Below are 23,284 nucleotides of genomic sequence, written 5' to 3' on the forward strand. Positions count from 1 at the left end.
TACCAGCGGCCTTGCCCGCGAACGCGTAATCTCACCCTGGATTGCGGCGGAAGGCTTTTCTTATGCGAAGCAAAATGCCGCCGGGCAACAAAACGGCAACGTTGGGTAGGCGGAGTTGCGCTAGCCCTTTTTAAGGCGGCCTCATCGGTCACGGTGTAAGATCAAGTGCCGGAACGATGTTGTGGTACGGCAGGCCTGCATCTTCGTTCAGGCGTTTAACATCGGTATCGGAATTGGCTTCGAAGAGGCACATACAGCGGCCGTCTTCGGGCGCAAAGGTGGAGCGAAGATACTTGATCTCCGTGCCTGCGGCTGACATCTCAGTTGCCTTGCTGATCGCAGCTTTCTGCGCGCTACCAAGGGCTTCCATGCTGATCCCTTTGAGGTCCCGTTCCACCATATAAACGCTCATTTCGTCCTCCTCTGTTCGTGTGGAGAGAGCTGTCTACGTCTCACGCAGAGAGCAGACCACGTTCAGGGCCCGCTGGGAACGACTTGTTTTCTATTGATCCATAACCGACAGCTATGGATCGGCATGGTATTATCCTGCTCCGAGGAGCTCTGGGAGGCGTCAACCGTGGAGATGTCTCAGGTCCGGTATGTGCTGGCTGCCATAGAAGCTTTGAACTTCACCAAGGCGGCCGCCCAATGCAATGTGTCGCAGCCCGCCCTGACCAGGGCGATAAAGACCTTAGAAGATGAACTTGGCGCTGCCTTATTCTATCGGGAAGGGAAGCGTGTTCTCCTGAGTGAATTCGGTCGGTCGATTCTCCCGCATTTGCAACACATCAAGCAGGAGGCGGAAGCGGCCCGGACTCTCGCCGACAATTTCAGGCTTCTCGACCAGGTGCCCATTCGCCTTGGCATCATGTCAACCATTGGCCATGTGAAGCTGTCGCGATTTCTCGCCAGGTTCCAGAAGGAATTCCATGGAGTAGACCTTGAGGTCAGTGAAGGAAAAATCGGCGATCTGAAAAGCCGTCTCGAAAGCAGCGAACTCGATCTGGCCGTCCTCAATCCTCTCGACGGACTTGGCGATTTCTTCCGCGTCCAAGAGCTCTACAAAGAACGCTATGTCGTCATATTCCCGCCCGACCATCGGCTTTCGGCAGTTGACGCTGTCCGGTTGGGCGACCTCTCTGACGAACCCTATGTTGATCGCCTGTCATGCGAGATGCGGGACATGGTGATGGATGTCTGTCGACAGACCAACGTGAACCTGTACGCTCGTTTTCGCTCTGAGCGCGAAGACTGGGTGCAATCGATGGTGCTCGCCAGAATTGGCTTCGCCTTCATGCCGGAATACTCCGTCACGTTGCCCGAGCTTCTGCAGCGTCCGCTTGTCGAGCCGTCGGTGACGCGGACCATTTCCCTTGTAACCGTGCCGGGAAGGCAATTCAGTCCTGCCACCGCGGCAATAGTTCGCGCTGCCCAGAAATACGATTGGCCGGGTTGAAACGACGGTTCTCGGGCCTCTGGGCTAAGCCGCGTGGCGGACATAGCTGCTAGGCTTTTTCATCGAGATCGGATGCGCCCTACACGACGGGGAAATTATCTGCTTGCTATTTCCACTCACGGTGGATGCTACTGGCATAGTGCCACCGATGGCTGTTGCGACGCTAGCGCCGATGTCGTGGACGATTGCGGAACCCGGCCAAGTCAGCAGCGTCGGCCCGTGAAATCGTCGCGGGACGATGGGAGTTACTCAATCGCAGCTAAGCGAGCAGGCGTTCCCTTCAGATGCCTCTCGTGGACTGCCGCAAATGTTAGGACTTCGTCCTCATGGACGGTTATCGGTGTTACGCTAGGCCCAGCCAAGATCAAATAGCCGCCGTTAAGTCGGTGGGTCACTTCAAGCCGCACAAGGACATGGTCGCCTGCGCTAACGGGTCTTTCACTCATTTATGCCGCTCCGGCTTAGCGCCCCTCGCGAAAACCGACCTAACCATTGTTTCCAAAAACTAAGAGAAACACAATGGCCAACGATCTGGTTCGCTTGCACGTTGCGGCTTAGGCGCCGCACCGAATTGGGGGCAGCCACATAAAGCCGGTCTTGGTAGTGTCATAGGCTAGACTAATGGTATGATCGAAACGGATGAGTCCCGAAGGGGATACCGTCAGATGGCGGCGTGTGCGAGTCTTCGGTATGCACACTGGGATTTCCATCACACTCAGCGATGCTGATCGTCGTCTGCTTGAGGGCAACCGCTGACCGCAATTCGACCCAGAAGCATGTCTGGCGCGCCCGGATCGTGCAGCTCAGTGCGGAAGGCCTGGGAACGAATGCCATCATGGCGGCAACCGGGACAGCGAAGGCGAACGTCTGGAAGGGCACCGGTTGCGGATGACCGCACCAAGGCCATTGTCGAGATGACGCTCAGGCCACCGCCGCATGAAGCCAGGACGGCGCGTGCGATGGCAAGGGTCTCCGGGCTCGCGGTCTCGAGAGTGGAGAGGACCTGGAAAACACATGGCCTGCACCGCATCGTTGGCGGCGCTTCAAGCTTTCGACGGATCCTGCCTTCGCCGAGAAGCTGCATGACATCGTCGGGCTCTACGTGGCACCTCCGGCTCATGCCGCGGTGTTAAGCGTCGACGAGAAGTCCGAGATCCAGGCGCTCGACCGGACACAGCCGGGCCTGCCGCTCAAGAAGGGCCGAGGCGCGACGATGACCCGTGACTACAAGCGCCACGGCACAACCACCCTGTTCGTCGCTCTGAACGTGCTTTGGCGTCAGGAGGTTAGGTCGGCCGAAGGCTGACAGAAACTGTCAGATGACGGCATAGAGCCCTCTTTGCGCGTTTTGCGCCGACCCCCGATAGCCTCGCAGCGCCCATAGGCTCGCCGCTCGCGGCCGCTGGGCGCTTCCGGGTAATGGGGCAAGCAGGCGGAGCGGCCGCCTGACGCGATGCGCTTCCCCACGACGATCCTCGCCATCAGACGGACGGTGGGCTGGATCAGCCAGTGGAAACAGATGATCACGGACCCGACGCCGAAGATCGGCCGGCCTCGGCAGCTCTACAGCGGACCGACGCGGCGGATTACGTCGGGATCAGCGCGCTGATCGTTAGAAGCTTGCGCCGCTGATATCGCCGCCAAGAGCGTAGCGGCCACCGATCACAAACTGCTCGGCACTCATGGCGATGTGCTTGGCCGCCGCGCGAACGTCGCGTTCGCGCCTCTCGAAGGGTTGGGACTCCGCAAGGGCCCGGGCTCCGATCAGATCGTTCACCCGCAGTACGACGCTCACTGCGACTTCAGCGGCGTGAGAACAGGCAAGCCGGTAGTTGATACGGGCCGCAACCAGATCAGAGCCCTCGCTTTCTATGGACGTGCACAAGGCCGACATGGCTGACCGCATGTAGGCGCCAGCCGCCCTGCACTGCGAAAGGCAGCGCCCGATCTCTGCGTGAGCCAGTTCGCGTTCTGCGACGGGGACGGTCATGCCCTGACGACGGTGGTCGGAGCTTAACGAGATGAGCGCGTCGATTGCGCCCTTCGCGATCCCAAGCGGCACTGTGGCAACAGTCCAGACAAAGGCGGAAATGCCCGGAAGGCGATAGACAACACCGGCGTGGGTAGGATTTGGCTGAAAGTCGCAAACGAATTCGGCTGGCAGGAACGCGTTGTCTGCCGCGAAGTCCCAGCTTCCGGTGCCTCTCATCCCTGACACATGCCAGTTGTCGATCAGATTGACGGCCTCACGGGGCAAGAACGCTAGAACGATCCGCCCACTGCCTTCGTTCACTTCACAAAGCGGGGCAAAGGTCGTGGCGTGTGGCGCGCCGCTGGCAAAGGGCCATCGGCCTGTGATGCGGTATCCACCCTTAGCACGGACCGCCTTGCCAATCGCGCCTGTGCTTGAGGCGACGAAGGCCGACGGTTTCCCGAACACCTTCTGTGCTGCGTCCAACGGCAGATAGCCGCCAGCGCGCGAAATGCCGCCTCCGTTTCCGACGAGCCAGCCGATTGTTCCATCAACTGCTGCAGCATGCTCGACCACGGCCATGAAGTCGAGGGGCGAAAGCCCGCATCCGCCCAGTTGAGCTGGCAGCAGAAGGCGGAAGAACCCCGCCTCGCTCAAGGCACCAAACACCTCGTCCGACAGCCTTCGATCCGCGTCAAAGCGCCCGGATTCCTCTGCCAGCAAAGGTTGGATCTGTTCGAACCTTTCGATCATGGTTGCAGCGTTCGATGCCGATTGTCCGTCCAGCATGATGATCTCCTTCCAGAATGCCGGAATGGTCGGACTCGATGAGATGCGCGGCAACAGCAAAGAATTCGGGGCAAGGTGACTACAATTCATCTAGAATTCGACGCATGCACCGCCTTCCGCCTCTTCGAGAGCTTCAGGCCTTTGAATCCGCGGCCCGCCTTCTGAGCTTCAGGAAGGCGGCCGAGGAACTATCCGTCACACCCACAGCCGTCAGTCACCAGATACGGCTACTGGAACGCTATTGCGGCCAGCCCCTTTTTCAGCGCCAGCCGAGGCCGTTGCAGCTCACCACTGCCGGCGCACAGCTTCTGCCGGTTGTCCGGGACGCTTTTCTGTCGATCTCGGACGAGCTTGCGCGCCTTACCCCTGGCAGCCCGATCGGCCATCTTCGGGTGACGACAACCAGCGCCTTCGCCGCGCGCTGGCTGCTGCCACGCCTGGAAAGCTGGCGAGCGGAAGCGCCGGGATCGACGCTCGACCTTGTGGGAACGGATACGGTACTGAACCTTCGCACGGGCGAAGTTGACGTTGCGATCCGCTATGCGCGGGGATCCCCGACAGACGGAGTCGCGGTGGAGCTACTTCGCGATACCTTCCACGTCGTTGCGGCGCCGTCGATTCTTCAGGGAGGCGTCCGCATGATCGAGCCTCAGGCGATCCTCGATCTGCCACGTGTCGAGGTCGGCTGGCCCCTGACCGACGTAGGTGCGCCCACTTGGCGTCACTGGGAGACTGCGGCCCGAGCGGCAGGCTACCGAATCAGCGGCACCGTCCGGCCACCGCAACTGAAATTCCACGAAGAGCACCACGGGATCGAAGCGATCGTAGCCGGACAGGGTCTTGGGCTGTGTAGTGACGTGCTCGTTGCCCGGGAGCTTCGCGATGGCCGTCTTCTGCGAGTCAGCGATATCGTTCTGCCCGGCTACGGCTTCTACTTTGTCTATCGGGCCGAGCACCCGAGGCGCGGGGCCTTGGAAGCCCTGCTTCGCTGGATGCAGCGACAAGCCTCCGCGTGAAACCGATTGTCAAACTTGCTCGTGCACTGGCTCCCACGCAGAAGATGACCTACTGCGCCTTGGTAGTCCAACCGAAGATTGCCATGAGTTCCTCGTCGGTCGCACCGTTCTCGGCGGCCACCGTGGCGCCCGCTTTGATGCCAACAAACGCGGCAGCCTGCTCTCGGCTTACTCCCACCGGGGGAAGATTGTCGGGTAAGGGGCGTCGGCTCATTTTCATGCCCTGTCGAATATCGACGGGTTTTGCGCCTTGGCAATCGCCACAAGGCGATTGAATTCCTCGGCGCCCAGTTCGGCGCGGATGGTGTTCAGAATCACCTTGTGTCGGTCCTCGCGACTCATCGGATACGAGCGCAGGATACGCGAGGCTCCGTCGCTGCTTCTGGCCGACTTTGCCGAAGGCGTCGGGCTGCGCTATGTCGGCCGGGCCATGGATCACCCGTTGGCGATTGAGCTTGGGCTGTCGGATGGAACAGTTGATGATCTGTTTGTAACGGCAAGTAAGTTGTGACGACGTAATAACTGCCGAAAACGCTGTTTTAGGATGCGCTAGACATCATGACGTAACCGGAAGAAACGAGTGAGTTTACGTAGACCGCAATTTCTTCCGCGCTTGGCCGCTTGTGGTCGACTCGTACAGGTGCCTGAGTAACCGGAGTAATCAGTGCTGCCGGTGTAGGATCGACGAACTTGTGGTGCACAATTTCCGGCCTCACTACAGCCTTGAAAGCTATGTCGAAGGCGTCGCGCTCCAAGTGCGGAAAGGCGTGGACCAACTTGTTGAATAGATATTCGGCGTCTTCGGTAAGACGAGGGAATGCGATGAAGGTCGCCGGGATATCGTTGCGGACCACTGATTCCATTAGGGTAGTGAACTTCTGGCGAATGACCGCCTCCTGATCCGCGCCACGTTCGGTACTCCATAAACCGCCGGGAGTGCCCCATCCGTTTACGCTGCCGATTGTCTCATGCTGGACGTGGCGTCGGCTTGCCGCAGCATCCGCGAAATTACGCACCGGGATGATGACGTGACTGATGGTGATCCCGAGCGTCAGCATTTCGTCGATCTGGTCGCAAAAGTGCGGGCCTTTGATAACTTCAGGAAGATTGGGGTAGTCCGACAAATGCCACTCAAGCCCAGCACGAGCCTTCTCAAAATAGCCGCGTGACAAGTCTGAGGCGAAACCGGTGTCTTCGCCAAGATGCGTCAAGAGTTGAACGAGCAGAGTTGTCCCCGCCCGCCCAGTTCCGGTGATGACAATACGACCGTTCATTTTGCCCCCTCAAATGCGGGCGCGACAATATCGCACCAACGGCTAACCTTCAATCGGCAGAAATCCCAACGACTGACAATGATCTTGCCCGCCGCGTGCCCTAGCAGGCCGAGCTGCAGGTGCCCGAGGGGGGCTCGGGGGACGGGCAACCGGGTGAGAGCACTCCGTCCAGGCGTTCGCGTCTGACCGCCCCACCTGCGCGAATGACATTGCATCAAAAAGCTTGTGACCTCAATCGCAGTAATCAGGCCGACTTCCGCCTGCCGCGAAATACCGACCACGCAATCAGGCCGGCCCCGATCAGGGTTGCACCCCAAGCGATCAGCGTCGGCACCATCGGACTGCCAAAGCAGCCATTAAGCCCGACGTAATCCATATAGTAGCAATGCCTGGCAGGGGTTTCGTTCTCGAAGCTAAATGTCCGCGTGAACATTCCGTTGAAGAACAAAAACACGCCAGCAATCAAAATCACCCACTTCATCTAGCCCTCCCGTTGATGCGGGCAGATTGAACGACTTCATCATCAAAGGAAACCACCATGGACCGCAATTTCCAGCGGGCGCTTGCGCTGACTGTCGGTCGAGCCGTGAAGTGGCTGATGGTCGGCATCTTTGGCCTGTTCGCTGGCGTGGTAATGTTCGGGGAATCCGTCATCCAAGTGCTGGCTTGGTTCAAGCCGCCGCATTAAATTTACGGGCGATTAACCAAGTCAGGCGATTGTGGCTAAGCGGACATGTATCTTGTACCGCGTCCTTTTAGTCCTAACCATTCAAAGAGCCCCGCTGCCCTAAAGTCGCGGGGCTTTTTGTTGCACGTTGGAACCGGGGTCAGGAAATTGGAGTTAAAACCACACGTGGCCTTTCCTGTCAGCCACGTTGAGGTGAAAGCCTGCCGGATCCTTTTGCCCACGGCGGGCTTTCACATAGCTTGCCGCAACCCCTCAGTAACCACGCGCAACGGCTTCAAGCTACCAATCCCCTAGCCCAACTGCCGAAAGGTCGCTTTTTTCGTGGACTCATTTTCCTGAGGTTGCCAGGAGTCAGTATTCTGATAATTTAGTAACGCTAACTGAACAATTGGGCAGACACATCCCCGCTTTGGCTTTGGCTGGCGGGGATTTTTTCAGCACGTGCCGACGGGTTGGCGGAAGTTCAGCGCTGTAGGCAATCGTCGCAGAGCCCGAATTTCCATGCCGCGGCTGTTAGGCCATTGAACCGGCCGCGGCAATGGATGCACTCAAGATCGCCTTCTTGTTCCCGCTTGATCGGTGATAGCATTTTTTCAATCACGAGATACATGTCGCGCCGGTGCTGCAAGGCATTCGGGGCTTCTCGCTCAGTAAGAAATACTTGCTTTCCCATTGCCATATTCCCCGAGCTCGTGCGCTTCCCGGTTTCCAGTTACTCATTATGTGAGACTGGTGGTCAAGTAGATCATTGGATAGAACCCCAACGAGGGCTTGGCCTCTGTGGTCAGTTCATGGCGGATGATCTAGCAACGCACAGCAGCCCGCAGCTCAATCCATAACCAGCAGCAGGCCGGGATGAAGTTTTTTGAGAACGGGCAGCGACCTCGTTTGCCAGGCAATATTGCTGTTGCCACGAAATACCAATCGAACTTCAGGGTGGTTTCGGGCCTCAATCACCCATTTGGCCAGAATGTTCTTGCCTTGTGAATTGAGGAATTCAAGGTCGGACAAATGTACCGTAATAGCTGGTGTTCCGGAGTTAAGGACCGCTCGCACCAAAGACGTGATCTGAGCCGTGCTTTCTTTCTCCAGATGCATGACTCCACTGAAATATATATCGCTTCCCTCGGTCCAAACGCTGTATTCGTCAGTCTTGATATCCATAGATATCTACCTTCATGCATCATGTCACGGCCAAGATGCTTCGCACAATATTCGTTCCCGCATTTACAATAGGTTGGCGCGATTCCACGAATTTGAGCTAAATTCTCCCGTTTCATAGCCGATCATCCTGGCGAACCCTTTTCCAATCGGCTCGGGCCCGAGTCGTGGCGTGCCAAAGACGCCGTGACCAACGCGAGGCAGCATGGCTTCCTCAACTGGGCCCGGCCCGCCTTATCGGCTATTGCCGTCTGTTCGGCCAATCGAGGGTAGTATTATCCTAACGGCTCATCGGCGATAGCGTCGTAGCCATCCACCCGAAACTCTCTCAAGCGGTCGCGCCTGAATAAGCGTTCGGTCAGTTCCTCCTTCGACATAGGTTTAGAGAACCAGTAACCTTGTAATTGTTGGCTGCCGGCCTCTCGTGCAAACTCCGCTTGGTGTCGATTCTCAATTCCTTCGACTGTGACAGGGAGCCCGAGAGCATTCACCAGTTTGATAGTCGCATCCAACACTTCTGCATCCCGAGGATTGTGCTCGATATTGGCGACAAGCGACTTGTCTAACTTGACGCGATCGAAGCAGAATTGCCGCAACGAGCCGATGCTCGCGAAGCCGGACCCGAAATCGTCGAGAGCGACCTTAATTCCCAGCGCCTTGATCTCCGAGATTGATCGCTTTGCCTGATCGGCATTCGAAATCAGGACTCCCTCCGTAAGCTCGATGGTCAGACGGTGAGGTTCAAACGCAAACTTGTCGAGAAGGGCCTTTAGGCTTCCTGCAAAGTACCGGTTGCGGAGCTGCAGAGGGGAGACATTCACCGCAATCTGCAAGCCTGGCCATTGTGAGCCTTGGACTATAGCTTCTTCCAGGACTTGAGATCCCAGTAATCCGATGAGCCCGGCCCTCTCGGCAACCGGTATGAACACATCGGGGGCAATCGGACCGCTCTCGCTGTTCCATCTCGCCAGGCCTTCCACACCGCAAATATCCCCGCTGCGCGCATCTACGACCGGCTGGAATGCGACCTTGATTTGGCGCCGATCCAAGGCCGCGATAAGCTGTTGTTCTAGTTTCGCTTGTTCGGACAGCTCGGCTTCAAAATGCGGGCCAAACACGACCGTCGCGCCATCTGAACCATGCTTGGCGTGATGCAGAGCCATTTCGGCTTGTCGTAACAAGTCGTGAAATTTTGTCTCCGAAAACGCGGCCTCGGCCACGCCGACGCTGACTCCGACCTCGATCTCGCGTCGTCCAATCTTGAAGGGTTCCGCGAAGACCTCACTTATGGCCGATTGCAAATGTGCGACCTTGCCGGCTGCGTCGGCCAACGACACGATCGCGAACTCGTCGCCGTCCAAACGGGAGATCGTTGTTCCCGGGGGCAGATCCTTGGTTAACCGCGCTGCGACGGCTCCAAGCAATTTATCGCCAACCTGTTGCCCCCAGAGGTCGTTAATGGCTTTGAAGCCATCAATGTCTACCAGATAAAGACCGATCATCGCCGAACTGCACATGTCAGGCGGAGCGAGATGTTCGACATATTCTGTAAGACCCGGTCTGTTAAGCACACCGGTTAAATGATCGTGGAGCGCGTTGCGCCTCGCGCGTGCCTCCTCCTTGGCGAGCGAACGCACCGAAAGCAGGCCAATCAAGCCAATGCCGATGATCAGCAGAAGCAGGATTGCAGCCGCTCCAAAAATGAGCAGACGTACACGTTCATAGCTGCGCGTACCCGGCTTCTCAGATGGAAGGCTGAGGAAGCCTACCGTATTCCCGTCGACATCTTTTAAAGGCGCCGCAACGGTGCCGTCCATGAGGGCATCAGTTAGTTGAAGGCGAGGGAGGTTGAATTTTTGCGCAGTCTCGTTGATCGCGTTGGCGTCAAGATCCTTCGCAAATATCAGAATGTGGGAATCCGGCGGTGGAATGGCCTGAATGAAGGGACGGATGCGCGCAGCCGCAACTAGCGCGATCCCGTGCACCGTTCGTATGAAACTGGCATGTACGTCGCCTTGGAGGCCATCAGCAGCGCGCGCACGCTCCACGAGGCGAGCCAAGGAGCTGTCGAAAAACTCGCTGGGCCGCATATCCACTGATTTGCCGTAGCGGTAGTGCAGCAGTGGTTTGTCGTCGGGTCCGATCACCAGCGCCATGTCGTATAGGGGATAGTCTAGCGTCGGGACGCCCCAGTTCTCGATCAGCCAGGCATCTCGAATTGGCGAAGTCAGTTGTCGGTAAGCCTCGTCCCAGAATGCATTGTCCCTGACCGTGCCGGCCATCTGTGAACGCAATGACTCTAGGGCGGACGCCGCTGCACCAGCTGCCCTTGCCTCCTCGAGTTCATCAGCGGTACGCACGATCGAATAAATCGCGCCGCTGACGAAAACCCCCAGCGCCGCGGCAACTCCAAGCGAGAGAAGAACGGCGGTTATGATGACCGTTCTTTTCTGACGACCTGTCGAACCGAGAGGAGGGAGTTGAACGCCGCCGGCCATTGAAAAGCTCATGAATGGAAAAAACGTTGCATAGGGGTGATTAACCCGAACTCTTAAGTTAAGGCTCAATAAGCATTTCCTAATTTGATTCCTAAACTTGTAATCGCATCAAGTATGCTGAGCCGATGTTCAATGATGCCACAATTACAGGTGGGATCTTTTCCGTGTAAGTGTTGTGGAAGAAGGGTTTCAGCTGGCCAACTATGTGCGGTCAACAGAGATGGCGATGCCCACTCGCCGCCATAGCGGCGATCGGGTGCGCCACGCAGCGGCTTCCTAAGTTGCTATGGTCAGTGGAGCAAACGGCCGAGTGCGATCTCAATAGCGATCTGCATGGCCATACCAATCTCGCGGCTGAGCTGCTGATCTCCCATGGTGTCGGCGTCCAGCTTGGCGTTGGTCAGCAGCTTCAACACTTCGAGGGCCTCATCGGCATCCAGAGTGTGAGTGAACTCGGGATCGCCCATCGCCTGCGCCAGTTCCTGGGCTTCGGACAGTTCGAGGTCGGGCATACTACCATCCAGTTTGGATCTGCTGTCGCGATGTAGAGCTGTTTCAGCACTCGGCATTTTCACGAACGCGATCAACGAGGATGCAAGGCGTCACTTTCTAGCACAGGCCAACGGTGCGCGCTCCAGGCGGCGCCGGGTAATGCTGGGTTAAGTCGGTGATTTAGCCAGTCCTAATGCAGCGTCAAGCAACTCACGCGCGTGCTCATAACCAAAATTCAATCATGCATACTTTAGTCGCGATGAAATACACGCCAGGGTCTTTGTTTTGAGAGATTATGCAACCCTGATTGCATCTTGCCCCTACGGAAAGCATCGTATAGGCCTTTTCATCATGTAAGAATAAATGGGAACAGAGTGATGGAAATGTATTCTGCTAGGCGTGGAGCAGCTATTTCTCCTGTAGAATTTACTGCGAGGGTTGTCTCCGCATATTTATCAAATAATCCTGTTCCTTTAAGCGATGTTGGCGATCTTATAGCAATCGTTCACAGGTCGACTGTCGATATGAATTTGCCAGGAGGACGATTTTCCAATCGTCAACGTCTGCGGCCTGCGGTGCCTGTTGAGAGCTCTGTAACGGGAGACTATATTATTTGCTTGGAAGATGGGCGTAGGTTTAAATTCATCAAAAATCACATCGAAACGATATACCATCTAAGCCCGGCCCAATACCGTGAAAAATGGAATCTTCCTTCCGATTATCCTATGGTCGCACCCAATTATTCAGCGTTGCGCTCTCGGATGGCCAAAGAATTAGGTCTCGGCCGCAAGACCCGAACGCGATTGTCTTGACGACGGTTTTGCGGCTCCAGAACGCGGCCCGAGGGAGCTTGGCCCCCGAATATCACTCCGGCCTGTATGTGAAAGAGGTGCGATTTTTCCCGCGAAGTTTGGCTTCGTAAAGGCACCGAGAGGCTTGACGCAGGCACTCTGCTGGATCGGCCGAGCCGCGGATTTCCGCGCCGCCAATGCTGACAGTCGCGCGGAAGCTGCCCCGGCTGCTTTTCACCGAGGGAATCGACTCCACTTGCCGTCTAATCGTATCTGCGCGCAATATTGCGGCCTGCTGGTCGACGCCGCCTAAGATGACGCCGAATTCGGTGCCACCGGTTCTGCCCACTACGTCGCTGGGTCGCGTTGCATACAAAAGAGCCTTGGCTATCCGGGTCAAGGCCTCATCGCCTTTGGCATGGCCGTGCTGGTCATTGATCTTGGTGAAATTGTCCGCATCGATCAGGAGGAGGGTGTCGCGATCTTCGTCGTACCGCGCACGAGCCAGATGGCCAATAAATGCCTCGCGATTAAAAAGTCCTGTCGCCGGATCGTGGCTTGTTAAATAGCTGAGTTTCTCGTGTGTCTTTCTCAGCGCTGCGTGCGATTTGGCGAGCGCTTCACTGGCTTCCCTGTACAGCTCAGACTGATGGAAAATATACGAGGCGATTGGCATCGCGATGACAATCGGAATCACTGTGCATTCCACCCAGCTAAGCCAGTCGATCGGCATGCCAAGCGCCAACCTGGCGGAGAATGAAAGTGCAAAGGTCGAAGCGACCGCAATCACGGTCACGACAGCTGCTTTTGCGAGGATGAGGTTGCGCCGGGTCATCTTCTTAGATTAGGAAAAGCTCATTTAAGTATCCCTTATGAAATGTCGAAAACGACAAGTCAATAACTGGCATCGGAAGCCTTTCCTATTTCGGGAGCGTGACCTTGCGGAGCAGGGAAAGCGCGTTATTCAGATCGGCTTTTGTGTTCATCCGGAATATTCGGCGAGTCAGAGAAAGGTGAACAGCCAGACAGTGCGAGTCCCAGTTTTGTGGAAAGATTGATTAAACTCAGCGAATATCCACTGGGGGGAATTTAAGGGTTGTGGAATACAATAGGAAACAGGTTTTTACCGATGCGCTGAAGCATTCATGCATAGGAGGAAGCCATGGTATGCGCCTCGACAGCGTTTACAAAAATGTTGGTCGGCAGCATTGTCCTAGTGATGCCTTGTGGAGCCGCGACGGCGGCGGATACTGGCGTTGGCGGCGGCAGACCTTACGGGCCAAGCATCAACGATCCAGCTATAGACTTGCCGCCTGCCAGCGACGTCACGCGCTGCAACACGGTTCTTGCAAATCCTCAGGCCTTTGAAGTTGACCTTTACGAACTTTGCAAGCTCTTACGTTCTCTGACTAAGCCGCAAAGATTGCAGCCAAAAGTCGAGCTTACGTAGATCTGTCCCCGGCTGCGAGATGGTGATGATCGCGAATCGATCCAGCAAGACCAGCAGGCAATGCTCGTCGAGGCCTGCAGGGACGCAAAAAATCGATCATTCGACGCTTTAACTTCGGGCGTTTGGATGCCTGCCTAACAATTCCGACTAGGTATTCTTCCGCTAGCCAGGCCTTTGGCAGCGAGCCGCCCAAATTTTGGCGCCAATCAACGGAACTATCCGAGTTTCCAGGAATTGTGCTGCACCTATAGGCTTTGGCGGCCGTCAATGGCGAATGAGCAGCTATCCGATATCGAGTTGATCCGCGCTGAACTGCGCGCCCTTCGAATACATATTGGCCGATCACGCTCCCGCAGTCTGCTTGAAGAAGCGGATGTTCTGCTTTCGGTAGCGGAAAGCCATGTGAATCGCGCGGTCCAGGCAGTCCGGTGGGGCGTATCGCACCAGAGGGACGAGGAAGCACCCTAGACAATCTTACGAATGCGTCCCTTCTCAAGCACGAAGACTCCATGTGTCCCGCCTTGGCTCTCCAGATCCGTTTGTATCTCGTCCCAGGTGCCAAGATATTCGCCGCAATCATCGCAGGCGATGGGTGTGCCGGGCTGCGCCTCCTCGGGTATCCTCAGCCGGATCGTCAAACAATACGGGCATTCGAGCTGGTGATTCAAATATCGCGGCGCGTTCATGGCGATGTCTCGAAGGTATTCTGCAAACGGCGTCGTTGCCAATCTGCCATGGCGCGCCCGCCACCGGTTGGGTGTGTATTGGGCAGTGGCGGGCGCTAAGCTCGACGGCAATTCGAGCTTTGTGTATCTTAGCATAGTTATAGCGGGTCTAGACCCACGATGTTGGGCGACCCCCGGGATCGTAATCTGGCTGTCGTAGCCGTAGAGGCGAAACGTGATGCGCCCGTCTATTGATGACCTCGACTTCGAGGGTGATCCTGTCACCGTGACGAATGTTTCTCGGTTGCTCGGCCATGAGCGCTCCCCCCCCCGGCCCGGTGGGCAGAGCCCAAGCTAGGTTACCATAGAGCGAGACACAGCGAAGACGACCCACTATGAGCGATCTTCCCGACATCCGATGGCGTCGGCCATGGAGATGATGATCTGGAGCTTGAAGACTATCGCAGCTTCAGACACCTCAGACCATATCGTGGGATATGGCCCGTTCTCGACTTCTCGACATGATGGTCCCTTTCCTGTTTCAGTGAAGGCGAGATGCTTTCTCCTGTACGATGAAGTCTGCCAAGCAACTCAGCACATCTGCGATGATATTCGCATCCGGCCATTGGAGCACTGGATACTCGCTGTCTGCAACACCAAGTATCGGCATGAGCTTGAAGGCTTTATCGTCCCGCTCTGACGCATCCGCATTCATCGTGAATTTCAGATCGGGAAAGCGGCGCTCAAGCTCGCTGAGCATCATAGGCCGGTTCTGGTCAAACCCTCACCCGCTGGGGGAATGACAAAAAACTCACGGCTCTCACCGTCTTCCGATTGGATTGGATGCATGGCACGCCCTCATTCGCTGGACGCAATTTGTCGCATGTGCCTTCCTTTCTGCCAATCAGAGAGGAAGCCCGGTGCCGAACTCAACTGCCGCGATGGTTTCTTGGTTCCTAAGTGCAGTGCCTGCTGATGCCGTTGAGCTCTACGTCAGCCCTCCGGCGCGTGCCGTAGTGCTCAGCGTCGACGAAAAGAGCCAGATCCAGGCGATCGACAGGGCGCAGCCGGGCCTGCCGATGAAGAAGGGGCGCGGAGCGACCATGACCCATGACTACAAGAGCCACGGCACGACCACGCTTTTTGCGGCGCTCGACGTGCTCGAAGGAACGGTGTTCGGGAGGAACATGCAGCGCCATCGACATCAGGAGTTTATTCGCTTGCTCAACGCCCTGGAGGGCGAGATCCCGGCCGGCTCGTCCACGCGATTCTTGACAACTACGCCGCACATAAAACTCCAGAAGTGCGGCGCTGGCTGGCGCGTCATCCGCGTTGGACCTTCCACTTCACTCCAACATCAAGCTCTTGGCTGAACGCCGTCGAGGGCTTCTTCGCCAAGCTTTCCCGCAGGCGGCTCAAGCACGGCGTGTTTTGCTCCGTCACGGAACTCCAGGCCGCAATCAACCGCTTCGTTGCCGAGCACAACCGATCCCCAAGCCATTGGTATGGCGGGCCGACCCCGACGAAATCATCGCGGCACGCGCAAGAGGGTTCCAAACGTTAGAGTCAGTCCACTAGGGTGATCGGAGTTGACGAAATTGCGTTCCCGATCATGCCGCTGGTGAGGTGAGTTATGGTACGCTTCTTCGGGATCAATAGATTGGCTGGCAAAAAGCAGCGCGCAGCACGGCGCCTTGGAAGAATATCGAAGTCAGGAAGTGGTCGCAGATGCCGAATGACGAACTTACACGCCGCATGCAGCAATTCAGCCAGCGGCTAGACTGGAACCTACTAAAGACATTCCATGACATAGTCGAGGCTAATGGCATCACCGCTGCTGCCAATGTTGGATGGCACAAACAATCCACCATCAGCCTGGCTCTGAAACGTCTCGAAGCTGTCGTCGGCAGCAGGCTTTGCCAGCGGGGGCGCGTAGGATTTGAACTCACTGATGAGGGGAGAATCTTGTATGATTGTGTAAAGCATATTCACGAAGGTATAGAGCAGGCCAAGTATACTATTAACAACTCAGGATGCAATATCTCTGGCAAACTTGATGTTGCTATCATCAGTAATTTTGCAAGTGATGTAATGGACAGAATTTTTATAAAATATAACTCGGAGTATCCAGAAGTTTTAATAACTCTTGAAGTACGTACTTGGAGTGCGATAGCAACATGCTTGGTAAATAATGATTATGATATCGGAATATCACCAATATTGTATAGGCATAGCGATCTCAGATATGATTTTCTGACGAGGGAGTATCACAATATATATTGTGGAAAACAACATCATCTTTTTAACAAGTTGCCAGAGCCGATTACTCTCAGTGATGAAGCGTTCATCCTAACTGGCTCCGATGAGCCGGATTCACTTACAAGTTTCCGCCTTAGGCATCGCCTGGGACAAAAGGTAACAGCAAGAACTCCAAATCTTGAGGAAGCAAGGCGTCTGACCGTTGCAGGCGTTGGAGTGTGCATCCTTCCCGTGCAGTTTGTCGCTGCCGATGTTGACGATGGTTTGCTTTGGCCATTATTAGGTCAGACCGAGGCGCTATCGTGCGATATATACGTCATCAGCAACATTCATTCACAGAAGCGGACCGCAATAGATGCGTTCATTGAGAAGTCTGTAGAAATCACGAATGATATTATTCCATAATAGTTTTGTTCAGCGGCAAGTCGTCTATAATATACGTTAGCAATATGTGAATTACATTATCGTAAAACTCTAATACGACGGCGCGAGTCGCCGGTCGGCGAACATTGGTGTCGTCAATGTACAAAATAGCTACGAGGTAGGTTTCTCGTCGCCCTCCATGTGTTCTCAATGGGCAAAAAGCAGGGTCATCAATGACTCATAGTGGAGGAGAACCCGCATGGAAGCCGGAACGCAGGAATTCTCAATACCCCGAACGCCGGCGCTCATAGCCACACATGAAGCGCCATCATTTTCCCTTCAGCGTACACTCGATTGGACGCATGCCTTCTGGTTTGCCGCCGGAACCCCCGTCCTCGTGCTCTTTTCCATCGGGGCCGTTGCCTCGGCTATGGGCAACATTTCTCCGCTGGTGTGGATTGTTTCTATGTTCATTGGCTTCATCCAATGCTTCACCTACGCGGAGATATCGGGCTTGTTTCCGAACAAGTCGGGCGGCGCGTCGGTCTATGGCGCCATGGCATGGGTGCGGTACGGTAAGATGCTTGGACCGATTTCGGTCTGGACCAATTGGTTCTCCTGGTCTCCTGTCTTGGCAGTAGGATCGGGCCTCGCGGCCGGCTATGTTTTGCAGATGCTGTTTCCGGCTGACGCCGCGATACGCACATGGTCAATCACATTGCTAGATCTGAGCTACATCAAATCGGGCCTTCACCTGCGCATCAACTCGACTTTCCTGCTTGGCATGCTTCTGATGCTGACGGTGTTTGCGATCCAGCATCGTGGTGTCCTGAAGGCCGCAAAGGTGCAGATGGCCGTGGCCGTGGCAGTTCTGGTGCCGCTCTTCCTTATCGGCATTGTTCCAGTCTTCACAGGCGATGTGCATTCGAGCAATTTTATGCCTTTTGTTCCACTCACGCAGGATGCGTTGGGACAGCCTACTGCTGGCACTTGGAACATGGTTGGCTATACGACGTTCGCAGCGGGCTTGCTGCTGGCTGCTTGGTCCACCTATCCGTTTGAAACGGCGGTCTGTTATGTCCGCGAGTTCAAGAATCCCGGATATGATACAGTGCGTGCGCTGGTCTATTCCGGATTGCTGTGCATCCTGTTCTACACTGTCGTGCCGATCGCGTTCCAAGGCTATCTCGGCCTGGACGGAATGCTCGACCCTGGCATCTATGACGGCACCGGTGTTGGCCGGGTGATGGCGCAAATGGTGGGGGCCGGCCCCGTGCTGGCCAATATCATCATGACGATGCTGATCCTGTCGGTTTGCTTAGTCATCATGACTGCAATGGCAGGGTCATCGCGCACACTCTATCAAGGTTCGCATGACGGCTGGCTGCCGAAATATCTGTCCAGGCTCAATAGCCACGGCGCACCCGTCGCCGCCATGTGGACCGATCTGGTCTTCAATGCTTTCCTGCTCATGTTGTCGGACTATGTGTTCCTCATTGTGCTCGCCAACACCACCTACATGATCTTCGTGTTCCTCAACCTGCAGGCCGGATGGCTGCATCGGATAGATAGGCCAGAAGCCCCAAGGCCGTATCGCTGTCCCAACTGGCTGCTTTGGGTTGGCGGGATCTGTGGTTATCTCAACCTGCTGATCATGGGATGGGGGGCCGACTTCTGGGGCGAACGAGCCCTGTTCGCTAGCCTTGCGATCACCGCCGGCATTATCCCGATCTTCCTGTTCCGTCATTACGTGACCGATCGCGGAAAATTTCCTGAGTGGATGCAAGCAGATCTGATGGAGGGCGACGTGCCGATGAAAAAACGCGCGGGGAATTTGCCCTATGTCGTCCTCGTCACTGGTGGTTTGACGATCTACATCGGGCATCTGCTCGCCACCTATCAAATGTAAGTGCTTCAATAGCAGCGCCATCGACGCCGCTTGCTAGAGAAGCTGTCGACCCCGCCGGGACCTGCTCCCGGTGGGGATGGTGGTTTACGTCAGCTGTCCGGTGCCTAGACATGTGGTTGCGGATTGACCTGGTCAATGTTGCTCATTGAAAAGTAGGTCGTTGATCTAAGAGTAGCATGAAATATCCTTTTTGATGAGGTCTAATTATTGGATAATTCCTTGAATAGACCTTCTGAATTGCAACCTAATATGTAGATGGTTTGGCAATTTGGTCTTGTGCAGCGAGTATCCGACATATCGAATAACTCGGTGTGAGTTCAACAAAAGACACCTTTGGAACGATCTATCAAACTTAGGAATAAGCAATGGGAAATGGACCTCACGATCATCACCACAGCGGCGACCAAAGCCACTCTCATGCCGAGGAAATAAGAAACTCGACGGATGGCAGGCAGGCACTTGATCGACTTTCGCGCATCTCTCAAAAGAAGCAGGAAGAGGAGACTGCCCGGTCGCTTGAGTTGGGTCTGGAGGCGGCATCGTCAGTGGTCGACCGCAGCATCTCGCTGTTCAGCCGCGGCCACCAGCCTGCCTTCGCCGGCATCAATACTTTCATGAAAGTCCCCTATTGCGAGGACATCCGCAAGATTGGCCAATACGAAGCCGCATTCGTCGGCGCGCCGTTCGATTCTGCGACCACTTATCGACCAGGCACCCGGTTTGGGCCCCAGGCCGTTCGGAGGATCTCCGCTCTCTATGACGGTTACTGGTTCGATGGCGGCGTTGACATCTATGAGGAGTTGGACCTCTGCGATGCCGGCGACATCTTTGTCATTCCTGGCAACATCGAAAAGACTTTCGATCAAGTCACTAAGGCCGTATCGCACATCTATACGTCTGGCGTCTTCCCAATCATCTGCGGAGGCGATCACAGCCTCGGCTTCCCCAATGTCCGCGGGATCGCTCCGCACATCGACGGCAATGTCGGCATCATTCACATCGACCGGCACATCGATATCCAGGAGAAGGATATGGATGAGCGGATGCACACCACGCCCTGGTTCTGGACTACACATGAGGGGCGCGAGATATCACACCGCGATCATAGCCACATGCATGATGTTGGCTTGCCAAACTGTCATCCCAAGAACCTAGTCCAGCTCGGCATCGGTGGATGGTACGGGAACCGTCCAGGCAGTGCGGTTGCCCAGAGGCGTGGCACCAGTGTCATGACGATGTTCGACCTGGAGAAGCACGGAGCAAAAAAGGTGGCCGAAATGGCCCTTGAGATGGCTTGGGAAGGGTGTAAGGCGGTATATCTTTCCTTCGATATCGACTCGATCGACCCAGGCTTTGCACCCGGAACAGGCTCGCCGGAGCCGGGTGGTTTGATGCCTCGCGAAGCCTTCGAGATAATTCGGACGATCGCGGCCGAGGGACTGTGCGGGATGGAGGTGGTTGAAGTTTCGCCGCCCTATGACGTTAATGATAATACAGCCCAACTTGCCTGCAGAGTTGTTCTCGACACTTTGGGCACGCTGATCGCGAACGGCAAACTTGGCCATCGCGACAAGGCGCGGGTCGGCTGAGTATGGCGTCGCTTGCAGCCTTTTTCTCAAGACCACATCGATAATTCGAACGGAAGAGCAGGTGGTTCATGTCTAAATACAGCATTCGCACGCTGCTGACTGCAGCAGTCGTTACTCTCCCCACTTTGGCGATGGCTCATCCAGGACACGGTGAGATTCATGGCTTTTCCGGCGGTTTTGCCCATCCACTGGGTGGTCTCGACCACGTATTGGCGATGACGTTGGTTGGAGTCCTTGCGGCACAGCTCGGCGGTCGGGCGCTCTGGCTCGTTCCCGCCAGCTTTGTTGGCGTCATGGCCCTCGGCGGCTGGACCGGTTTTGCCGGCGCAGGCCTGCCCTTCGTCGAACTGGGAACCGCAGCCTCAATTGTCGTGCTTGGAGCGATAGTCGCCTTTGGTCTCAGTGTACCGGTAGCCGCAGTAATGGGGTTGGTTGGCTTCTTCGCAATTTTCCATGGCTATGCGCATGGTGCGGAGATGCCGGAAAGCGCCGGAGGTCTGACCTATGCGGCTGGTTTCATGGCCGCCACAGCATTGCTGCACACACTGGGCCTTGTTGGTGGCCTTCTGCTCGACCGCGCCACCAAAATGAGGGGCACATCCATTGTCAGATGTTTGGGCGGCGTCGGTGCGCTCGCTGGGGTGGCCATTCTCTCCGGCATCCTCTGACCCCAACCAAGAGGCGTCCCATTGGGACGCCTCTTGACCGCAAACACCGTCTTTTCGTTTGCCAAACTGGCGCTTTGCGAAGGAGTCTTGGATGACTGACCTATCCGGTTCAGTGGAGCAGTCGGCCGACATACTACCCCAGCGGCTGTCAATAGAGCATACGAACGCCTTCGTCGACCGCCATGACGCTGGCAAAAATCATATTGATGAAGGCGAGCGCCTGCAGGCTGCAATTGGTCGTGAGATCCGCGCGATCCGTAGCCGTTACGGCCTGAGTGCCACCGAATTGGCGTCAGCAGCAGGCATATCGATCGGCATGCTTTCAAAAGTGGAGCATGGCAGTATTTCGCCTTCGCTCGATACGCTGCAGGCACTGTCGTCCGCGCTTGGAGTGTCGCCGACGGCCTTGTTTCGACGCTACGAAGAAAACTACAATGCTGTCTTCGTCAAGGCCGGCCAAGGGCTGAATGTCGAACGGCGTGGCACCCGAACTGGCCACCACTATGATCTGCTTGGTTATATAGGCTCCAACACAGCCGGTGTGGTGGTCGAACCCTATCTGGTAAGCCTCTCGCAACCTTTGGATGAACTGCCTGTGTTGCATCATGACGGTCTGGAACTGCTCTACATGCTCGAAGGCGAGATACTCTATCGGCACGACAGCAACCTCTACCGGATGAAACCGGGGGATAGTCTGTTCTTCGACGCCAGTGCACCGCACGGCCCGTGCGAGCTGATAACAATGCCAATTCGACTTCTCTCGGTGATTTCCTACCGCGCCGCCTGGCAGGCGACTGACGGACGGCGATCAAAATGTCGACGCCGTTAACTGAGGCAGGCGATAAAATCCTCACGGAGCCTGTCGCGCCGTGCAAGCTCCGGGAAACTCGGCTTGTCAATGACATAAACGCCGACGGATGGAGCCATTTGACGTGGAAGCAAAGGCCACAATCTTCGATTTGCTTCATCCGCCGACGCATAGCTCTCCGGCAAAAAGCAAAGCCCTATTCCGAGAAGTGCAAACCGCCTTGCCTCCTCGAGATGTTCGCTGACGGCGGATATTTTTTGGCCGAGCCCGTATTGCAGCCGGAACGCGCGCAATTCATCGGGCTCATCGCTACCAGTAAGTATGAAACGCTCATCCGCGAGAGCCAACGGGTCGTCGAACTTTTCACCGAACAGCCGATGATGAATTCCGCAATACGGCCGGTGAAGCTCATTCGAAAGAAAACGGTATCTGAGTTCCGGGCGCATGATTCTGGAAGGAGCCACCCCGATGTCGATCTCACTGCGCATGACGGAGCCCGCTACGTGAGCCGAGGCCATCGTCGAGACAACAAGCTCCACGTTCGGAAACCTGGTGTGAAAGAGGGCTATCGCTATGTCCAAGGCTCCACTGACGAAGTTGCTAATCAGCCCAATCGACAGATTCCCATGGATTTCGGTCGACGATTCACTGGCAAGGCTTGGAATTTCGCGAACCGCACGCATCATAGGAGCGCAGAGTTCGGCCAATAATATCCCTTCAGCCGTCAGCTCGAAACCTGCCGAGCCACGCCTGCAAAGGACAGTCCCGATCCGCCCTTCGAGACGCTGGAGTGCGAGGCTTATGGCGGATTGCTTCAGAAGAATACGGTCCGTTGCCTTTGTTACTCCACCGGCCTGCACGATCTCGTGGAATATCTTCAGCAAATTCCAATCGAGGTCACGGGCGAAATCATCAATTGACGTCATGAAGACTTTGGCTCCGGCGACATGCAATCCGGCATTGCATAGCTGCGATGGTCGTGCGGCTAAATATAACACTCTTATTCGTAACGCCAAGCCTGCCTCGGGCAAGACCAAGAATCTGGCCGGGACAAGACAAAAAAGGAGAAAAGACGGATGAACTCGAGAGATGTCTACCGGCATATGCGGCGGATAAGAAGCATCTTGTACTGGCTCTTTGCGGTGAGGGCGCGTCGACTTTAGATCCAAGGTCAGGATTGCCCAGTCGATCGCGCTTGCCGTTCGGCTACAACTGCTGCTGACCGGCAGGAAGCTACGTGACAGCGCGCCCGGACGATCCCGAAGCGCGCGTCCTGGTGAAAATCGAGCAGTCGTCAGATATTACGAAATGACCAAAGCCTCCTTGCTAGCCGCGGCAGCATTGGCGAAACAGGCGCTGCAGGGGCCGATCGTTGACACTCGGCATAGTTTTTACCCTCAGAGGGCGTGGCCGGCCCCCATCAGATGGTCCGAGTT

The 23,284-nt window shown here is 56.0% G+C and carries 21 protein-coding genes and 2 pseudogenes; 11 read left to right on the forward strand and 12 right to left on the reverse strand.

Annotation, left to right across the window (positions count from 1 at the left end; translation table 11 throughout):
- Positions 1-148: 148 nt before the first annotated feature.
- Positions 149-412, reverse strand: coding sequence for a DUF4242 domain-containing protein (locus tag IG197_RS16565; protein WP_192313459.1), 264 nt, complete (start codon positions 410-412; stop codon positions 149-151).
- A 171-nt stretch (positions 413-583) separates the two neighbouring features.
- Between IG197_RS16565 and IG197_RS16570 the strand changes: the two genes are divergently transcribed.
- On the forward strand, positions 584-1,456 hold the full coding sequence (locus tag IG197_RS16570; protein ID WP_246765397.1) for a LysR family transcriptional regulator: 873 nt from the start codon (positions 584-586) through the stop codon (positions 1,454-1,456).
- Between the two features lie 690 nt (positions 1,457-2,146).
- A pseudogene (locus IG197_RS36820) lies at positions 2,147-2,729 on the forward strand (IS630 family transposase); the annotation flags it as partial.
- 339 nt (positions 2,730-3,068) lie between these two features.
- On the opposite strand, the gene IG197_RS16585 reads toward IG197_RS36820, so the two are convergent.
- A complete protein-coding gene (locus tag IG197_RS16585) occupies positions 3,069-4,217 on the reverse strand; it encodes an acyl-CoA dehydrogenase family protein (RefSeq protein ID WP_192313465.1) in 1,149 nt (382 codons plus the stop codon).
- Between the two features lie 104 nt (positions 4,218-4,321).
- Between IG197_RS16585 and IG197_RS16590 the strand changes: the two genes are divergently transcribed.
- Positions 4,322-5,233 carry a LysR substrate-binding domain-containing protein gene (locus IG197_RS16590; protein ID WP_192313467.1) on the forward strand — a complete coding sequence of 304 codons (912 nt, stop codon included), beginning with the start codon at positions 4,322-4,324 and terminating at the stop codon, positions 5,231-5,233.
- A gap of 539 nt (positions 5,234-5,772) precedes the next feature.
- On the opposite strand, the gene IG197_RS16595 is transcribed toward IG197_RS16590, so the two are convergent.
- Together IG197_RS16595 and IG197_RS16600 are read right to left on the reverse strand one after the other, a co-directional pair.
- Positions 5,773-6,507 carry a hypothetical protein gene (locus tag IG197_RS16595; protein WP_192313468.1) on the reverse strand — a complete coding sequence of 245 codons (735 nt, stop codon included), beginning with the start codon at positions 6,505-6,507 and terminating at the stop codon, positions 5,773-5,775.
- Between the two features lie 244 nt (positions 6,508-6,751).
- Positions 6,752-6,988, reverse strand: coding sequence for a hypothetical protein (locus tag IG197_RS16600; protein ID WP_192313470.1), 237 nt, complete (start codon positions 6,986-6,988; stop codon positions 6,752-6,754).
- 57 nt (positions 6,989-7,045) lie between these two features.
- On the opposite strand from IG197_RS16600, the gene IG197_RS16605 reads away from it, so the two are divergent.
- Positions 7,046-7,195 carry a hypothetical protein gene (locus IG197_RS16605; protein WP_192313472.1) on the forward strand — a complete coding sequence of 50 codons (150 nt, stop codon included), beginning with the start codon at positions 7,046-7,048 and terminating at the stop codon, positions 7,193-7,195.
- Between the two features lie 463 nt (positions 7,196-7,658).
- On the opposite strand, the gene IG197_RS16610 is transcribed toward IG197_RS16605, so the two are convergent.
- The 4 genes from IG197_RS16610 to IG197_RS16625 all read right to left on the reverse strand — a co-directional run bounded on the left by IG197_RS16610 (position 7,659) and on the right by IG197_RS16625 (position 11,366).
- The gene (locus IG197_RS16610) at positions 7,659-7,868 is read right to left on the reverse strand and encodes a hypothetical protein (RefSeq protein WP_192313474.1); all 210 of its coding nucleotides are present in this window, start codon (positions 7,866-7,868) and stop codon (positions 7,659-7,661) included.
- A gap of 155 nt (positions 7,869-8,023) precedes the next feature.
- Positions 8,024-8,359 carry a hypothetical protein gene (locus tag IG197_RS16615; protein WP_192313477.1) on the reverse strand — a complete coding sequence of 112 codons (336 nt, stop codon included), beginning with the start codon at positions 8,357-8,359 and terminating at the stop codon, positions 8,024-8,026.
- A gap of 272 nt (positions 8,360-8,631) precedes the next feature.
- Positions 8,632-10,923, reverse strand: coding sequence for a bifunctional diguanylate cyclase/phosphodiesterase (locus tag IG197_RS16620; RefSeq protein ID WP_192313480.1), 2,292 nt, complete (start codon positions 10,921-10,923; stop codon positions 8,632-8,634).
- Between the two features lie 221 nt (positions 10,924-11,144).
- Positions 11,145-11,366, reverse strand: a complete 222-nt coding sequence (locus IG197_RS16625) for a hypothetical protein (RefSeq protein WP_192313483.1) — start codon at positions 11,364-11,366, stop codon at positions 11,145-11,147.
- A 357-nt stretch (positions 11,367-11,723) separates the two neighbouring features.
- Between IG197_RS16625 and IG197_RS16630 the strand changes: the two genes are divergently transcribed.
- Positions 11,724-12,158 (forward strand): MucR family transcriptional regulator, encoded by a 435-nt coding sequence (locus tag IG197_RS16630; RefSeq protein WP_246765169.1) that lies wholly within the window; start codon positions 11,724-11,726, stop codon positions 12,156-12,158.
- Between the two features lie 52 nt (positions 12,159-12,210).
- Here the strand turns inward: IG197_RS16630 and IG197_RS16635 are convergent, their stop codons facing one another.
- From IG197_RS16635 to IG197_RS16645, 3 genes are all read right to left on the reverse strand, one after another.
- Entirely contained in the window at positions 12,211-12,972 is a 762-nt protein-coding gene (locus IG197_RS16635; RefSeq protein WP_192313485.1) for a GGDEF domain-containing protein, read from the reverse strand.
- A gap of 1,079 nt (positions 12,973-14,051) precedes the next feature.
- Complete coding sequence (locus IG197_RS16640) at positions 14,052-14,273, reverse strand: hypothetical protein (RefSeq protein WP_192313488.1); 222 nt, start codon at positions 14,271-14,273, stop codon at positions 14,052-14,054.
- 520 nt (positions 14,274-14,793) lie between these two features.
- Complete coding sequence (locus IG197_RS16645; RefSeq protein WP_192313490.1) at positions 14,794-15,015, reverse strand: hypothetical protein; 222 nt, start codon at positions 15,013-15,015, stop codon at positions 14,794-14,796.
- Between the two features lie 211 nt (positions 15,016-15,226).
- Between IG197_RS16645 and IG197_RS16650 the strand changes: the two are divergent.
- The 6 genes and pseudogenes from IG197_RS16650 to IG197_RS16675 form a co-directional block, all read left to right on the forward strand.
- Positions 15,227-15,830, forward strand: a pseudogene (locus IG197_RS16650) (IS630 family transposase); the annotation flags it as partial.
- A gap of 150 nt (positions 15,831-15,980) precedes the next feature.
- Entirely contained in the window at positions 15,981-16,916 is a 936-nt protein-coding gene (locus IG197_RS16655; RefSeq protein WP_192313492.1) for a LysR family transcriptional regulator, read from the forward strand.
- Between the two features lie 217 nt (positions 16,917-17,133).
- A complete protein-coding gene (locus tag IG197_RS16660) occupies positions 17,134-18,783 on the forward strand; it encodes an APC family permease (protein ID WP_192313493.1) in 1,650 nt (549 codons plus the stop codon).
- Positions 18,784-19,148: 365 nt separating this feature from the next.
- Entirely contained in the window at positions 19,149-20,372 is a 1,224-nt protein-coding gene (locus tag IG197_RS16665; RefSeq protein ID WP_192313494.1) for an agmatinase family protein, read from the forward strand.
- A gap of 68 nt (positions 20,373-20,440) precedes the next feature.
- Positions 20,441-21,040, forward strand: coding sequence for a HupE/UreJ family protein (locus IG197_RS16670; protein ID WP_192313495.1), 600 nt, complete (start codon positions 20,441-20,443; stop codon positions 21,038-21,040).
- Positions 21,041-21,131: 91 nt separating this feature from the next.
- Complete coding sequence (locus tag IG197_RS16675; protein WP_192313496.1) at positions 21,132-21,869, forward strand: helix-turn-helix transcriptional regulator; 738 nt, start codon at positions 21,132-21,134, stop codon at positions 21,867-21,869.
- Here IG197_RS16675 and IG197_RS16680 read toward each other — a convergent pair.
- Positions 21,866-22,774, reverse strand: a complete 909-nt coding sequence (locus IG197_RS16680; RefSeq protein WP_192313497.1) for a LysR family transcriptional regulator — start codon at positions 22,772-22,774, stop codon at positions 21,866-21,868. The two genes, IG197_RS16675 and IG197_RS16680, sit on opposite strands and share 4 nt — an antisense overlap.
- Between the last annotated feature and the right edge of the window lie 510 nt (positions 22,775-23,284).

The sequence above is a fragment of the Aminobacter sp. SR38 genome (genome assembly GCF_014843375.1).
Classification (GTDB): Bacteria; Pseudomonadota; Alphaproteobacteria; order Rhizobiales; family Rhizobiaceae; genus Aminobacter; species Aminobacter ciceronei.